This is a genomic window from Chryseotalea sp. WA131a, assembly GCA_025370075.1.
Classification (GTDB): Bacteria; Bacteroidota; Bacteroidia; order Cytophagales; family Cyclobacteriaceae; genus ELB16-189.
Window position 1 is genome coordinate 2,653,222 of sequence record CP073016.1, and the last position, 14,151, is coordinate 2,667,372.

Consider the following 14,151-nt stretch of genomic DNA (forward strand, 5'->3'; position numbering starts at 1 on the left):
CCAGAAACTAGTATCCAGTATCTAGTGATAAGTTAAATGTATTATGACGTCATTTAAAAAGTAGGCAGTAGGCAGTCACCGCAAGTCCTATAATGCACACTGTATCCTGCCCACTGCCGACTTTATAGCCCCGTACGCCAAAGTACAGTTAACATAACACTAGCATCACTAAATATAAACTGAAAAAATAAAAATAAACTTAAAATGACTTATGAAAGGTATTAACACGATTAGCGGTTGGTTAAAAATAGATAAACCGATTATCATCAGCGGACCTTGCAGTGCCGAAACGGAAGAGCAAACCATTGCCACGGCCAAGCAAATTGCTGCCACAGGCAAAGTGCATGCCTTGCGAGCAGGCATTTGGAAGCCCCGCACACGACCCGGACAATACGAAGGCGCAGGTGATATTGGGTTGCAATGGTTGGCCGCTGCTAAAAAAGAAACAGGTTTGCCCATTACAACCGAAGTGGCCAACGCTGCCCACGTGGAAGCAAGCTTAAAAGCAGGTGTAGATATTTTATGGGTAGGCGCGCGTACCACCGTGAATCCATTTTCAGTGCAGGAGATTGCCGACTCCTTGAGAGGCGTTGACATTCCGGTGATGGTAAAAAATCCGGTTAACCCCGATCTAGAATTATGGATTGGTGCTATGGAGCGTTTGAGCAAAGCCGGCATCAAAACAATGGCCGCTATCCATAGGGGATTCTCTTCGTTCGAAAAAGGGCCCTTCCGAAATCTGCCCATGTGGGATTTAGCAATCGAATTGAAAACTCGTTTCCCTGAATTAGAAATTATTTGCGACCCAAGCCACATTTCGGGCAACCGCGATTTGATTGCTTTTGTTTCTCAAAAAGCACTTGACATGGACATGGCAGGTTTGATGATTGAAAGTCACATCCACCCCGATGCCGCCTGGAGTGATGCCAAGCAACAAGTAACGCCAGCAGTATTGGGCAAAATTCTTTCTGAATTAGTAGTACGCAGGGTTACAACAGACAACAAAACATTTAAAGATACGCTCAGTATTTTGCGTGAACAGATTGACTCGCTCGATGACGAAATCATGCAGAAGATGTCTGCACGAATGAAAATATCAGAAAAGATTGGTCAGTACAAGAAAGACAACAACGTTACTATTTTACAAGTAAACCGTTGGGAAGAAATTGTGAAGACACGCGTAGCACTTTGCAAAGCCATGGGAATGGACGAAGGCTTTACCAGAGATCTGTTACGATTGATTCACCATGAATCGATACAAGTGCAGACGAAGGTGATGAATCAAGTGGAGGAGAGAGTTTAAACTTTAGTTGACAAAAAACGAAGGGTTATGAAAAGTTGGCAGTTGGCAGCCTGCCTACCGGACAGGCAGGTAAACAGTCGGCAGTACCCGTTGGCTAATGCTACGGAGGATAAATCGGCAGTAAGCAGTTGGCAGTATCTCCTAACTCCTAACTCCTATATTTTGACTGCTTTTGTGTTGCTACTATTGACCATAAAAGTTGTTAGCGGTCAAACCATTGATAAAAAATACCTACTCGGTCAATTTGATGAAACCAAAGACAGTCGGTTTGTAAAGATTGATTCTCAATACGCAAGAGGAAGTGCAGTCGGTAAATTTCTTCGCAAAGAAAGTTATGAGGCTTTTGCAAAGATGGCGAATGCGGCCAAGAAGGAAGGCGTGATCCTTTTCATCATTTCAGCTACACGCAATTTCACTTCACAAAAATCGATTTGGGAAAATAAATGGAATGGTAAGACCTTAGTGGAAGGAAAAAATCTAACCACCATTGCGGATCTCCCCGAACGAGCCAAAATGATTTTGTTATACAGCTCGATGCCCGGCACCTCACGTCATCATTGGGGTACAGATATGGATTTGAATTCGCTGGACAATTCTTATTTTGCTTCTGGCGAAGGATTGAAAATTTACCAGTGGCTGCAAGTGCATGCGTCAGAGTTTGATTTTTGTCAACCGTATACATCTAAAGCAACTGGCCGCTCCGGCTATGAAGAAGAAAAATGGCATTGGTCGTATTTACCTTTGTCAAAAGAATTGTTGAAAGAATACAAGAAACAAATCCGATCTGCGGACATCAGTGGATTTAAGGGAAGCGAAGTGGCTAAAAAATTGAAGGTCATTGATTCTTACGTTGACGGAGTGGCTTGCAAATAAGGTGGCCAACTGCCTATTGTCTGCTACTTCTTGTTTTCCTACCTTTACTTATTGATGGAAAAAGTGTTGCTCAAAAATAAACGCATTGCCGACCTAGTGGAGGAGGACAAAGAGATGGCACAAGTGCTCTTTTACTTCGGCATTCGCTTTTATGAATACTCTGATCAAACCTTGGAGCAAGTATGCAAAAAGTGTGGCCTCAATCTTGAGCAAATGGTGAAAGAACTTGAATCGCCACGCACCAATTTTCAAGAAGAAGACGTTCCGCTCTTCTACTATCCCATCGATTTGATTATTGAATACCTGAAGCATAGCCACTATCTTTTTGCGAAACACAAGCTGCCATTTATCGGCAAATTGGTTGAAAATTTTAAAGCAAATCATGTGGAATATGATTCGATCGAAAAAGATTTAAAAGTTCTTTACCCGTTATTCTTAGAAGATTTTATCCATCACATCTACGAAGAAGAAGATACACTCTTTAAATACATCAAAACATTGGAGCGTGCCAAGCGAGGGTATTACAATCCATCGCGCCTTTATCAGTTGATGGAAAAACATTCGTTGCAAAACTGCGCCCTCGAGCACGAAGCCCATGACGATGAGATGGCAGGCATTCGCAGAATAACAAAGGATTATTTTATCACACCAGACGCGCCCCTTCACATCAAAGTGATTTTCACAGAACTCATCAACTTCGAAAAAAGTTTGCAAGTTCACGCCCGCATCGAAAACGAAATTCTGTTTCCCAAAGCACTGTCGTTAGAAAACGAGGTAAAGCAAATTTTCTTCACGAAGGCAAAGTGGAATTAATCCTTGTTTCGGCCATTATCAACTTCACTATTTTAATCACCCTTGCAGGTATTCATTTTTATTGGGCAATGGGCGGCACATGGGGCGGTGATGTTGCTGTTCCTTTGAACCCGCAAGGCAAAAAATTGTTTCAACCAAGCGCACTTTCTTGCATAATAGTTGCGATTGGTTTGCTTATTTTTTCTGCTATTGAGTTAGGCTATGCACAACTTTTATCCTGGCCAGTTCCTAATTACATCTTCAAGAATGGAAATTTCATTGTTACCTTCATTTTTTTACTCCGAGCCATTGGCGATTTTAGATATGTTGGCTTCTTTAAAAAAATAACAAGCAGCGCCTTTGCAAGAAATGACACTCTTTACTATTCACCGCTTTGCTTGCTGATTTCGCTCTTAAGCCTTAGCCTTAACTTTTGATTATGAACCTCAACCAACTTCATACCTTTCGACAAGTGGCAGCCAATGGTAATTGGAAAGCCATTGAAGATCTCTTCAATGAATCTGTTCAACTCAAGCAAATGCACATACGGGTAGATTTATCAACATCAAAGTTACCAATGGTTTTTATCGATGAGGTAATGGATATTCACAAAGGTGGTATCGGTACAGACGCAGTGAACGGTGCTGTCATTGCGTTACTTTCAGACCTAGCGATTGGCTTGCTGGGCATTTACCACTATGCCGATGGGCTCACGGCCACTTCAAGCCTCACCATTCATTACGTTAAACCCTTGCTTACACAAAAGGTAATTGTAAAGGCCGAAGAAACCCAAGTCATCGGCAAACGTATTTTTGGAGTCGCTAGTATTATGAACGAAAAAGATGAAGTTTGCAGCTATGCCAACGGAAGTTTAGCCAAAGGAATTGTAATATAGTGTTATGACGAAGTTTGAAATACCCATTCAAGTTCGGTGGTCAGACATTGACCAAAACCGGCACCTCCGACATTCCGCCTATTATGATTACGGGGCTACTACTCGTATTGCCTGCTTCTCACAACACGGGCTCACCAATCTAAAATTTGAGGAGTTGCGCATTGGTCCGATTTTGTTTCGGGAAGAAGCCATCTTTAAAAGGGAAATTAAATTTGAAGATTTGGTTACGGTTGATTTAGTAGTGACCAAGTCAACCAAAGACTTTAGCCGTTGGAGTATTCGCCATCACATTTATAAAGACGATCGAACCGTTGCTGCCATTCTTAATATGGATGGTGCGTGGATCGACATGACGAAACGTAAATTGGCTGTTCCGAATGAATTCATCCAAAAGGTATTTGAAGATTTTCCGCAGGCGGAGAATTTTGAGTGGGTGGTGAAAGCTTGATTTAACATGGCAATCGAAGGGCAATTCGAATCCATTTACAACGAATATAAAAACCTTGTCTACAATGTATGCTTGCATTATGTATTGAACAAAGAAGATGCTCAGGACGTGGCACAAGAAGTCTTTGTAAAGCTGTACCATAATCTGAACCAATACAAGCCGGAGGCAGCGTCATTAAAAACATGGATTTACCGCATCGCGATCAATCAATCGCTTGATTTTCTCAAGGCAAAAAAGACAAAAAAGCGCTTCGGGTTTATCACCTCTCTCTTCCATCCTGATTCCAACGAGCCATTGTACGAGGTGGCCTATCTTGGCATTTCCCTGGAAGACAAAGAGAGTTTGCAAGAACTATTGAGAATCATCCACTCGCTGCCCGACAAACAAAAAACAGCCATTATCTTATCTAAAATTGAAGATCGCCCGCAAAAAGAAGTGGCCGAGATTATGGAATTAAACATAAAAGCGGTTGAGTCGCTGCTCCAGCGAGCCAAACAAGCCATTGAAAAAAAATTAAAAGACAGAGAAGGATTTTGAAGTAACTATCGTAAAACCAAATACAAAGGCTATGGACATTGATAAAAAGCTGGAATTACTGAAGAAGATTCAACCCGTGGAGGCACCTCCTTTCTTGCTCACCCGAATTAGGGCGAGCATCGATTTGCCAACGGGTGAAAAACTTTCAGTCACATGGAGGTTCACTTTTGTCACTGTGGCACTGATCGTTCTCACACTAAATGTTTCGGCATTTTTCACGCTACCAAATAATAAAAGTAGCAAAGGCATTGAAGAGGTAGTTAACTCCATGGAATTGTCTAACTCAAACGATTTGTACCATGAGTAAACTAAAGTTGTTGACCATTGTTGTTTTCCTTTTGTTGGCGATCAATTTTCTTCTTGTGGGGTTCTTGTTTTTGAAAAGACCTCCACACGGGCGCCCATTTGATCGAATTGGCCCAAAAGACAGAATCATTGAAATCTTACATTTAGAAAAGGATCAGGTAGAACAATATGAAAAATTGATCGGACAACATAGAACTTCAATTAAATTATTGAATGACCGTATTCAAGAAACGAAAAGCAGTCTTTATCAAACTCTTCAAAACGAAAATGGCACGGTCAAAGATTCACTGATCAACGAATTGGGTGCTTTGCAAAAGGAGATTGAAGCCATTCATTACAATCATTTTAATGAGATTAAAAAACTTTGTAGAGCCGATCAATTAGACAACTTTAGCGAACTAACCGATGATCTTGCTGATTTCTTTAGCCCTGAAAATAGAACGACTCCACCGAAAGAATAGATTTATTCCTCCCACCGAAGGATTGTTTTAAAAAGGTCGTATTCATAGGTATACTAAAATACAACTATGATAAAGCTTAAAACTTCTCGTAAACTTTCAGTTGCAATGATTACACTGGCTTTGGGTCTGATTGCATCGTGTAGTAATAGTGACCCAACACCTGCAGCCAATTCTTCTGGCACGGTCATTCAGGTAGACGCTAGCAAATTTCTTTCAGCAGGACTTTCTGAGCCAATTAGTATTGTTTCGCGCACCCTGTCTAACGGAAAAACAGCCGATTGCTACAAAATTGTGAGCAAAAGTACACCCACTGATCATGCACAAGGTCCGTGGTGCCCCACGAATATTGCAGATGATGCAAGCAAAGGTGGCATTTGGATGGAAGGAGGTAACGTGTATGATGTAGATGGTGCCTTCATTAAGAACCTGGCCACATTTTACAATAATACGACTTGGCAAATGTACAACGCAAACACTGGCGCTATCACCAAGACATTAACACAAGCCGATTGCCAGGCTGCCGCCAATCCAAATGTTGGCGTAGCCTATAAAAATTACTGTGTAGAATGCTTGCCCTCCTACGTTTCCACACTGACCAAAACCATTTACATTCCGGTTACTCCTGTGAAGTTATCTTCGTCAACCAGTTTTGGAGCTGGGCCTGGTTCATCGGGACCATCCGCACGAGGCATTGCTTTCAACGGAGTGGTATTTGATGCCCCTGCGCCTGTAAACATAATTTTAGCTGCCTACACATTGGCTCCGTTTGACGATGCAGGAGGCCATATAAACTTGGGGGCAGGTTATCATTACCATGCAGCCACAGGAAAGTCGACTAAAATTACACAAACCGATGGTCACGCAGCAATGATCGGCTATGCCATGGATGGTTTTGGAATATTTGAACGATTGAGTGCTAGTGGGACAGAGTATTCGGATTTGGATTCCAACCGTGGGCATTATGATGATACCCGAGGTTACCACTACCATGTAGACAAAGCAGGGTCGAACAATTTTATCAATGGTTTGGCCGGTGCCTATGCAAACTAATAAAAGCTCTCCTATGAAAATACTTGTTGTGTTTTTTTTGTTCGTTGTAAATATGGCGAATGGCCATAGCCCAGATTTATCAAGTTTGATGATTTATGAGCAAAATGGAAAATTTCTCTTGCTGATTAAAAGTTCACTTACCGCTTTTGAAGGAGAGATTGATTATCAATATGGAAAAAATGCGTATAAAACTAAGGAAGAGTTTATTCAATTGGTGATTGAGCATTTTAGAAAAAGCAGTTTGGTGATCATCAACAATGATACGAGTAGGTTTGTAAATCTTCAGGTTCAGCTCGGGCATGAAACAACCTTATTCGCAGAACTGACTGGTAAACCCAAAAATGGTAAGTCCTTTTTCATTCAAAATACGATGTTCAAAGACATGCCAAACAATCAGACTGAGTTGATTGTAGCTACCCAAGCCTTACCACAAAAGCAATACATTTTATACAACGGTAACAATCATGAAATAAAGCTGCGGGTAGAAAATGGAAAATGGGAAGTTGATAATTCTCACAATGCTCTTTTCTCCAATAAAAATTCTATTTTGTGGACGATGCTTTTTTTAACGGCTATTATTTTTGTGGTAGTCGTCAATAATAGAATCCCTAAAGTCGATTCTTCGAATGAAGTTATCTGAGCCACTGTAGTGGTTTGTTTGCCCGATATAAATCCGAAACACATTTTATACACAGCGACATAAGTAATGCAGTATAATTATTAAATTGTTATCTTTGTTTTCAACAAACTAAAAATGAAGACAAATGAAACGGTTATTTATTAAAGACGACAAGAACATGCACATAGCCATCCAACAGGAGATACACAGATCGGATGATTCCAAGTACGATCATAGGCTACACGGTTTATTGTTGGTTCTTAACGGCTATGATTGTTATACCGTGGGAGAATTGTTTGGTCAATCCCCTACTACTATTCAGAGATGGGTAAAAAGTTTTAACAGCAAAGGGTTTTCTGGTTTGGCAGAAGGAGGAAAGTCAGGTCGGCCTGGTAGTCTAAGCGAGAAGCAATGGCAACAATTAGGTGATGACTTACGCAAAAGCCCTGTCGATTTTTCTTATGGACAGAATTTTTGGGATGGTAAGTTGATGTCCGCCCACCTTAAAAAAAAGTATAAGGTTGAACTGGGCGTCCGTCAATGCCAACGGATATTTAATTCGATGGGATTTCGACTACGAAAGCCGCGCCCACTAATTGCAAATGGAGACCCAAAAGCCAAAAAGGCTTTTAAAAAAACTCCTTTTGATGGCAATAAACAAAAATAACGATTTGCGTTTTGAGGATGAATGTCATTTTCAGCAGCATGGTTCAAGGTGCAAAATGTGGTTTCCGCCCGAAGATAAAGACCCCGTTTTGCTTCATGCCCCCACACGGAAAACCATATCACTTTTCGGGGTGGTAAGTGCAAGTACTGGACAGATGACAACAATGCTAACCAAAGTGTTCAACGCAATGACCTTTTTGGCGTTCTTAAAAAAAGTCCTCAAGACAAGAAAACGCGGGAAGAAATTGATCGTGGTTCTGGACAACGCAAGATATCACCATGCTATTTTGTTGAAGTCGTGGCTATCGGAAAACCAGGATAAAATCGGCCTAATGTTTTTGCCACCATACAGTCCCGATCTAAACAATATTGAGCGGGTTTGGAAGATAACACGCAGGAAATGTACCCACAATAAATATTTCTCCACACTGGGCGAAGTAGAGTTAATTATAAAAAAACAAATGAAAGAGTGGGGAAAGCCAAATGAAACAATACATAAATTATGCTGCATTATTTAAGTCGCTATGTATAGTAGTAATCAAATTACCATTTTAAACTTAGAATAGCCAATGAAAAAAATAAAAAGCATGACTTGGTTCAACTATCTTTTCTGTTTGTTCTTACTGGGCGCTTGTAAAAACAACGATGTGACACCAACCACAACCTCAACGGAGGTTCCCGATGTGTACAAAAAAATATATGGCGCCAGTAGTGTAACCTCTGATGGAACATATATTACAATTAAAACAACAGGCGCACCCGATCACAAAAGTGTTTACTACGCTTCCACCAATAGCCTGTATGAAAGCTTTACAGGTACTACTTTTGGCGGAAACACATTTAAGAAAAACCCGAATTCAATAAACACATTCAATTATACTTTTAAAATCCCCGCGAATCCAAAGGTAGCAGCTAGTCATAGTGCCACCCCGCTTGGAGCAATTGGTGTTTCGTTGAATGGCGTTCCGTTTTACAATCAATATGCTGGCCCCAATCAGCCTCTGACGAATGAAATCACTAGTTTTGATCAATACTATAGGCACCCTCAGCAAGCAGGTGCCTACCACTATCATGTAGAGCCAATCTATCTAACACAAGTAAAAGCAACTAAGTCGGCTTTGCTAGGCTTTCTCTTAGATGGCTTTCCTGTGTATGGCCCTCAAGAGAATGGCGCTGACGTGGTGGAAAGTGCGCTTGATGCCTATCACGGGCACACTGCTGCAACAGTGGATTATCCCAATGGCATTTACCATTACCACGTCACAAACAAAGACCCATACATCAACGGAAGTGGTTTTTATGGAACACCTGGAACGGTTTCGCAGTAATAGTACATTTATCATTTTACTACTCTTAACGATTGGCTGCCAACAGTTGAGTGTACGAGAGAAAACGAACCATCCAGTGATTCGACTGCACATAAATGATTCGAATCTTCAGATGGAGAATGGTATATTACTTTGGAATAAATCACCCTTCACAGGGATTCTCTTTTCACTCAATCAAAACAATGCAGACACCTTATCTTTATCGACATACCAAGATGGACATGAGCCAGGGAAATCGCTTTTAACATTTCAGCACCAAACTTCTGTAACCATCATCTAGTGCAGCGGTCAACCGTTTAGATCGTTTGGACATTTTGGTGGATTTTTCTTTGTCCAACAAAGCCAAGGCCATCTTGTTGACAATCGAGAAATTGATAACCGAGTTTCCGGATTTCATCAGCAGGGCATCTTCGTTGAAGAGCACATCCAATGACCAGTGCAGGTTGTTTTCGATTGCCCAATGTTGCCTGATCTTGGCATTGAACTGTGCGGCATCCCCGCGCAAAGAAGAAATATAATAGCGGGCCTCCCGCGTGATCTTCCCTGTTTTCTTTTCTGCCCGTTCTGATCTTATCCGCACGATACTTTGAAGCCCCGGCCAATTCGAACGGTCATCTAAAAACCTCAGCCCACTGATCACATCACATCCCCTTTTTTCTGCACGCCCATGCCCCATATCTGTCTGCCTATGGGAATGGGAAGGTTTTTCAAGGGTGAACACTTTCTCGATCTGTTGTTTCAGACTTTTCTGGTTGTCCTTCACCATCAAAATATAATCGGCCTTCTTGTCGAGGATTTTCTGGGCAATATCCTGTTGGCAGCCCATTGCATCCACAGTGACCACACAGCTTTCAATGGCAAGCATGTCCAATAAAACAGGGATGGCGGTGATCTCATTGCTCTTTTCCTTCACACATTGTTGGCCCAGGCAAAGCCTGTTTTGGGTGGCATAAGCAGAGACCAGGTGAAAAGCTGTCCGGTCTTGCGAAGCTGATCCACAAAGCGTCTTCCCATCTATGGCAACCACTTCCCCGTCCGTTAGTTTGGACAGGGAATTGACCCAAAGCATAAAACACCGGTTGAACTCAACGGGGTCGATCAACGCAAACACCTTCCCCAACACATCGTGTGAAGGTATCCCATTTGCATAGGGAAGGTATTGGCGCAACCAGTCCAGTTTGGCTTTCCCGAAAACGTGTACGGGGCACCAGCCATCGGCCCCGCTCAGTACGGCCGAGATCACTAAAAACAAAATCTCATCCAGCGGGTATTGAAAGTGGCCTTTGGTGGTTCTGCGAGGGTCGGGCAAGGGGCTGAAGGATGTATGGAAAACCGAGTTGCTATCTCTAAGGGGATTTGGGCTACGCATTTTTTTTCACGTAACTCATTTTGATGAATCAAAAATACAGTATCACTGCCCTTGCTCCAAATACTTCATAATCATTTTGTTATCTGAAAATTTCTTAAAAGCGATTTCCCTGGGACATGAGCATGGCAAGTGGAGGCAGTTTTATGAACCCAGATTTTGCAGTAGAATGAAATAGTGACAAGGTGTCTTATATTTGAATATGGAACACCACTATACCGATAAATTAGTAACAGCGTGGGGCGGGATGAAAGAGATGAAAATATTGATTGACCAAACTGGGATCAGCAAGAAGTTGGCCGAGCTTGGTTTGCCTGAGAGCAAGAGTAACAACCGGATAGATGCCGTGGGTATAATAGAGAGTTTTTGGGTGGGCATCTGGATTGGTTGCTTTCGTTTTAGTCACACAGCGGTGGTGCGGGTTGATGAAGTGTTGCGCCAGATATTTGGATGGAAGCGGGTTGCTTCGGGGACCACCTTCGGGCGGTTCTTTAAAAAGTTTACGCCCTCAATGAACCACCAAATTTTCATTGAACTGTACACGTGGTTTTTTGAGCAGATCCAATTCGACAATTATACGTTGGATATGGACAGCAGTGTGATCACCCGTTACGGGGAACAGGAAGGCAGCAAAAAAGGGTACAACCCCAAGAAGCCTGGCCGTGGCAGCCATCATCCCTTGTTTGCTTTTGTCAATGACATACGCATGGTGGCCAATTGCTGGAACCGCAGCGGCAATACAGGGAGCAACAGCAACTGCATCCATTTTTTAGAAGAGACCTTTGCCATCCTCAAAAACAAAACAGTAGGGTTGTTCAGGGCCGATAGTGGGTTTTGTACCGGTACAGTCTTGGATTTCATTGAGCAGAGAAATATCCCCTACGTCATTGCCTGTAAGCTGTATGCCAATTTACAAGCCAGCATTTATGGTATCACCCAATGGAATGCGATAGGCGAAGGCTTATGGGTATCGGAAATAAACTACCAGCAAGGCGGCTGGGGCAAAGCCCGTAGGATTGTGGTCATCAAACAAAGTGAAGAAATCAGGGCCAGGGCAACGGGTAAGAAGCTCAAGACATTATTCAGCAGCGTGGGCATAGCGGACGAAAAAGTGTACCGCAAAAGGTACCATGCCTTTGTCACTAACCAAGCCCTGCCGGCAACAGAAATATGGGAACAATATAAGCGCAGGGGTGATGCCGAAAACAGGATCAAGGAGTTGAAAGAAGATTTCGGTACAGAAGGCTTTTGCATGGATAGTTTTTGTGCTACTGAAACAGCTATGCGCTTTGTGATGGTAGCCTATAATTTGATGAGCCTGTTCCGCCAAATAACCCATCAAAAACAGCCACAGCCCAAGCTTTCCACATTAAGGTTCAACTGCTTTGCAGTTGGAAGTTGGGTGGAGCAGGAAGCCCAAAAATGGGTACTGAAAATGTCCGTCCCACTCAAAAGAAGGCAATGGTATGATGGATTATTCTCAAATGTCCAAAAAATAAACCTGCCACTAAGTCTGACTGGATAGTTCTACTGCAAAATCTGGGATGAAGGAGGTAACTTAAAAGAAAAAAGATTTTTCGTGAACGGATCGAAAGAAGGTGAGTACGTAACATGGTGGCCAAACGGAAAAAAGCAACTTCACTATTTTTTTAAAGATGGTGAATACGAAGGCTGCTGTCGCGAGTGGAACGAACAGGGGACATTGATCAAAGTGGCAAACTATAAACAAGGCCATGAGGAAGGATGGCAACAATTGTGGTACGACAATGGGAAAATACGAGCGAATTACATCATTAAAAATGGAAGAAGATTTGGATTGCTGGGCACTAAAAACTGCACCAATGTTTCGGATAGTGTTTTTCGGAAGTAGTGTTTTAGTCATCATGATCTTTTCTATGTCGTGTTCAAATAGAAAAGCAAAAAACAGGCTACCGTATTACAATACGCCTGAGTTTACGCCCACGTTCATCGATTCACAAGAAGAGGCTGCGCAAAAAATCAATCACACGATCCGTTCGTTTTCATTCACCGATCAAAATGGAAAGTCAGTTACCGAACAGGAAATAGAAGGGAAAATACACGTGGCCAATTTTATCTTTACCAGTTGCGGAAGCATCTGTCCGGTGATGACCAAGCACATGAAATTGGTTCAGGAAAAATTTGGTGACAATCCTGCTGTTGTTATTCTATCTTTTAGCGTAACCCCGTGGATCGATGACGTCAATCGTCTAAAAACCTATGCCGAGGAGAACGATATTACCTCACCCAATTGGCATCTGCTCACGGGGAGAAAATCAGAGATTTACGATCTGGCCCGCCAGTCTTATTTCGCAGAAGAAGATTTGGGTTTCACCAAAGACAGTACTGATTTTTTGCATACAGAACACGTTTTGTTGATTGACCAGTCGAAGCGCATCCGGGGAATTTACAACGGAACCTTGCAACTGGAAACGGAGCAAATGATTAAAGATATCGATGAACTAGTAGAAGAATTCGGTAATCCTTACGGGAATAAAGTTAAGCCGAACTAAACCATCAATTTCTCTATGATTCCATCTACGGTTACCCCATCGGCTTCTGCTTTAAAGTTGCGCACCATGCGGTGTCGTAGCACGGGTTTGGCAATGGCTTGCACATCTTCAATATCAGGGGAATACTTTCCATTGATGAGGGCATTACATTTAGCCCCTAACACCAAATACTGCGAAGCACGGGGGCCAGCACCCCATTCTAATAAATCATTTGCTATCGAAGAGGCTCCCGTTTTTCCGGGGCGTGTTGACTGGCTCAATTTCACAGCATACTCTACTACATTATCGGCAATGGGCACTCTGCGCACCAAATGCTGAAAGGCCACAATCTCTTCGGCTGTAAGTGTTTTAGATGCTTGCTGAACAACATCTGCTGTCGTATTTTTTACAATACTTAACTCCTGCTGGTAAGAAGGGTAATCCAAAAAAATGTTAAACATAAAACGATCCAACTGCGCTTCTGGCAACGGATATGTTCCTTCTTGTTCGATGGGATTCTGCGTGGCCAGTACAAAAAACGGGCGCGGAAGCGGATAGGTATTTCCGGCAATGGTCACTGCATATTCTTGCATTGACTCTAACAGCGCGGCTTGGGTTTTGGGCGGTGTGCGGTTGATCTCATCTGCCAAAATAATGTTCGCGAATATTGGCCCTTTGACAAATTGAAAATTGCGCTCTTTGTCCATCGTTTCTGCACCTACAATATCGGAAGGCATTAAATCGGGCGTGAACTGGATGCGCTTAAAATGTAAGTCAAGCGAGGTAGCAATGGTTTGTACCAACAATGTTTTGGCCAAACCCGGAACACCCACCAACAACGAATGGCCTTGACAAAAAATACTGGTGAGCACCAAGCGCACCACTTCATCTTGCCCTACCACCACCTTGGCAATTTCGCTCCTCAGGTTTTGATAGCTCTGTGCCAACGCATCGGCTGCTTCTACATCGTTTTTGAAATTCATTTTCATTTGAGATT

General features: G+C 42.5%; 20 protein-coding genes. 18 read left to right on the forward strand and 2 right to left on the reverse strand.

The window, feature by feature from the left end:
* Positions 1-211 precede the first annotated feature (211 nt).
* From KA713_11940 to KA713_12010, 15 genes are all read left to right on the forward strand, one after another.
* A complete protein-coding gene (locus KA713_11940; protein ID UXE65201.1) occupies positions 212-1,303 on the forward strand; it encodes a bifunctional 3-deoxy-7-phosphoheptulonate synthase/chorismate mutase type II in 1,092 nt (363 codons plus the stop codon).
* Between the two features lie 27 nt (positions 1,304-1,330).
* Positions 1,331-2,176 carry a M15 family metallopeptidase gene (locus KA713_11945; GenBank protein UXE65202.1) on the forward strand — a complete coding sequence of 282 codons (846 nt, stop codon included), beginning with the start codon at positions 1,331-1,333 and terminating at the stop codon, positions 2,174-2,176.
* Positions 2,177-2,230: 54 nt separating this feature from the next.
* Positions 2,231-2,989 (forward strand): iron-sulfur cluster repair di-iron protein, encoded by a 759-nt coding sequence (locus tag KA713_11950; GenBank protein UXE65203.1) that lies wholly within the window; start codon positions 2,231-2,233, stop codon positions 2,987-2,989.
* Positions 2,980-3,405 carry a DUF3995 domain-containing protein gene (locus KA713_11955; GenBank protein UXE65204.1) on the forward strand — a complete coding sequence of 142 codons (426 nt, stop codon included), beginning with the start codon at positions 2,980-2,982 and terminating at the stop codon, positions 3,403-3,405. The genes KA713_11950 and KA713_11955 overlap by 10 nt, the downstream gene beginning before the upstream one ends.
* A 2-nt stretch (positions 3,406-3,407) precedes the next feature.
* Positions 3,408-3,863, forward strand: a complete 456-nt coding sequence (locus KA713_11960) for a PaaI family thioesterase (protein ID UXE65205.1) — start codon at positions 3,408-3,410, stop codon at positions 3,861-3,863.
* A gap of 4 nt (positions 3,864-3,867) precedes the next feature.
* Positions 3,868-4,311 (forward strand): thioesterase family protein, encoded by a 444-nt coding sequence (locus KA713_11965; GenBank protein ID UXE65206.1) that lies wholly within the window; start codon positions 3,868-3,870, stop codon positions 4,309-4,311.
* Between the two features lie 6 nt (positions 4,312-4,317).
* Entirely contained in the window at positions 4,318-4,848 is a 531-nt protein-coding gene (locus KA713_11970) for an RNA polymerase sigma factor (GenBank protein ID UXE65207.1), read from the forward strand.
* A gap of 31 nt (positions 4,849-4,879) precedes the next feature.
* A complete protein-coding gene (locus tag KA713_11975; GenBank protein UXE65208.1) occupies positions 4,880-5,155 on the forward strand; it encodes a hypothetical protein in 276 nt (91 codons plus the stop codon).
* The gene (locus KA713_11980) at positions 5,148-5,615 is read left to right on the forward strand and encodes a periplasmic heavy metal sensor (GenBank protein ID UXE65209.1); all 468 of its coding nucleotides are present in this window, start codon (positions 5,148-5,150) and stop codon (positions 5,613-5,615) included. The genes KA713_11975 and KA713_11980 overlap by 8 nt, the downstream gene beginning before the upstream one ends.
* Before the next feature lie 105 nt (positions 5,616-5,720).
* Complete coding sequence (locus KA713_11985) at positions 5,721-6,665, forward strand: YHYH protein (GenBank protein ID UXE69112.1); 945 nt, start codon at positions 5,721-5,723, stop codon at positions 6,663-6,665.
* Positions 6,666-6,678: 13 nt separating this feature from the next.
* Complete coding sequence (locus KA713_11990) at positions 6,679-7,305, forward strand: hypothetical protein (GenBank protein UXE65210.1); 627 nt, start codon at positions 6,679-6,681, stop codon at positions 7,303-7,305.
* 124 nt (positions 7,306-7,429) lie between these two features.
* Positions 7,430-7,951, forward strand: a complete 522-nt coding sequence (locus KA713_11995) for a transposase (GenBank protein ID UXE65211.1) — start codon at positions 7,430-7,432, stop codon at positions 7,949-7,951.
* Complete coding sequence (locus KA713_12000) at positions 7,932-8,468, forward strand: IS630 family transposase (GenBank protein UXE65212.1); 537 nt, start codon at positions 7,932-7,934, stop codon at positions 8,466-8,468. The genes KA713_11995 and KA713_12000 overlap by 20 nt, the downstream gene beginning before the upstream one ends.
* A 51-nt stretch (positions 8,469-8,519) precedes the next feature.
* Positions 8,520-9,278 carry a YHYH protein gene (locus KA713_12005; protein ID UXE65213.1) on the forward strand — a complete coding sequence of 253 codons (759 nt, stop codon included), beginning with the start codon at positions 8,520-8,522 and terminating at the stop codon, positions 9,276-9,278.
* A complete protein-coding gene (locus KA713_12010) occupies positions 9,250-9,558 on the forward strand; it encodes a hypothetical protein (protein UXE65214.1) in 309 nt (102 codons plus the stop codon). Before KA713_12005 ends, KA713_12010 begins: the two co-directional genes overlap by 29 nt.
* Here KA713_12010 and KA713_12015 read toward each other — a convergent pair.
* Positions 9,520-10,647, reverse strand: a complete 1,128-nt coding sequence (locus tag KA713_12015) for an ISAs1 family transposase (protein UXE65215.1) — start codon at positions 10,645-10,647, stop codon at positions 9,520-9,522. The two genes, KA713_12010 and KA713_12015, sit on opposite strands and share 39 nt — an antisense overlap.
* A gap of 199 nt (positions 10,648-10,846) precedes the next feature.
* On the opposite strand from KA713_12015, the gene KA713_12020 reads away from it, so the two are divergent.
* The 3 genes from KA713_12020 to KA713_12030 are packed head-to-tail and all read left to right on the forward strand — an operon-like array spanning position 10,847 to position 13,175.
* Positions 10,847-12,169, forward strand: a complete 1,323-nt coding sequence (locus KA713_12020; GenBank protein ID UXE65216.1) for an IS1380 family transposase — start codon at positions 10,847-10,849, stop codon at positions 12,167-12,169.
* Between the two features lie 54 nt (positions 12,170-12,223).
* On the forward strand, positions 12,224-12,514 hold the full coding sequence (locus KA713_12025; GenBank protein UXE65217.1) for a hypothetical protein: 291 nt from the start codon (positions 12,224-12,226) through the stop codon (positions 12,512-12,514).
* Positions 12,486-13,175 (forward strand): SCO family protein, encoded by a 690-nt coding sequence (locus KA713_12030; GenBank protein ID UXE65218.1) that lies wholly within the window; start codon positions 12,486-12,488, stop codon positions 13,173-13,175. Before KA713_12025 ends, KA713_12030 begins: the two co-directional genes overlap by 29 nt.
* Here the strand turns inward: KA713_12030 and KA713_12035 are convergent.
* Positions 13,172-14,137 (reverse strand): MoxR family ATPase, encoded by a 966-nt coding sequence (locus tag KA713_12035; GenBank protein ID UXE65219.1) that lies wholly within the window; start codon positions 14,135-14,137, stop codon positions 13,172-13,174. The genes KA713_12030 and KA713_12035 overlap by 4 nt on opposite strands.
* Between the last annotated feature and the right edge of the window lie 14 nt (positions 14,138-14,151).

Bases quoted from the DNA above. Each gene is read 5' to 3' on its own strand.
- KA713_11940 (UXE65201.1), top strand. From the start codon at position 212: ATGAAAGGTATTAACACGATTAGCGGTTGGTTAAAAATAGATAAACCG.
- KA713_11945 (UXE65202.1), top strand. From the start codon at position 1,331: ATGAAAAGTTGGCAGTTGGCAGCCTGCCTACCGGACAGGCAGGTAAAC.
- KA713_11950 (UXE65203.1), top strand. From the start codon at position 2,231: ATGGAAAAAGTGTTGCTCAAAAATAAACGCATTGCCGACCTAGTGGAG.
- KA713_11960 (UXE65205.1), top strand. From the start codon at position 3,408: ATGAACCTCAACCAACTTCATACCTTTCGACAAGTGGCAGCCAATGGT.
- KA713_11965 (UXE65206.1), top strand. From the start codon at position 3,868: ATGACGAAGTTTGAAATACCCATTCAAGTTCGGTGGTCAGACATTGAC.
- KA713_11970 (UXE65207.1), top strand. From the start codon at position 4,318: ATGGCAATCGAAGGGCAATTCGAATCCATTTACAACGAATATAAAAAC.
- KA713_11975 (UXE65208.1), top strand. From the start codon at position 4,880: ATGGACATTGATAAAAAGCTGGAATTACTGAAGAAGATTCAACCCGTG.
- KA713_11980 (UXE65209.1), top strand. From the start codon at position 5,148: ATGAGTAAACTAAAGTTGTTGACCATTGTTGTTTTCCTTTTGTTGGCG.
- KA713_11985 (UXE69112.1), top strand. From the start codon at position 5,721: ATGATTACACTGGCTTTGGGTCTGATTGCATCGTGTAGTAATAGTGAC.
- KA713_11990 (UXE65210.1), top strand. From the start codon at position 6,679: ATGAAAATACTTGTTGTGTTTTTTTTGTTCGTTGTAAATATGGCGAAT.
- KA713_11995 (UXE65211.1), top strand. From the start codon at position 7,430: ATGAAACGGTTATTTATTAAAGACGACAAGAACATGCACATAGCCATC.
- KA713_12000 (UXE65212.1), top strand. From the start codon at position 7,932: ATGGCAATAAACAAAAATAACGATTTGCGTTTTGAGGATGAATGTCAT.
- KA713_12005 (UXE65213.1), top strand. From the start codon at position 8,520: ATGAAAAAAATAAAAAGCATGACTTGGTTCAACTATCTTTTCTGTTTG.
- KA713_12010 (UXE65214.1), top strand. From the start codon at position 9,250: ATGGAACACCTGGAACGGTTTCGCAGTAATAGTACATTTATCATTTTA.
- KA713_12015 (UXE65215.1), bottom strand. From the start codon at position 10,647: ATGCGTAGCCCAAATCCCCTTAGAGATAGCAACTCGGTTTTCCATACA.
- KA713_12020 (UXE65216.1), top strand. From the start codon at position 10,847: ATGGAACACCACTATACCGATAAATTAGTAACAGCGTGGGGCGGGATG.
- KA713_12030 (UXE65218.1), top strand. From the start codon at position 12,486: ATGTTTCGGATAGTGTTTTTCGGAAGTAGTGTTTTAGTCATCATGATC.
- KA713_12035 (UXE65219.1), bottom strand. From the start codon at position 14,137: ATGAATTTCAAAAACGATGTAGAAGCAGCCGATGCGTTGGCACAGAGC.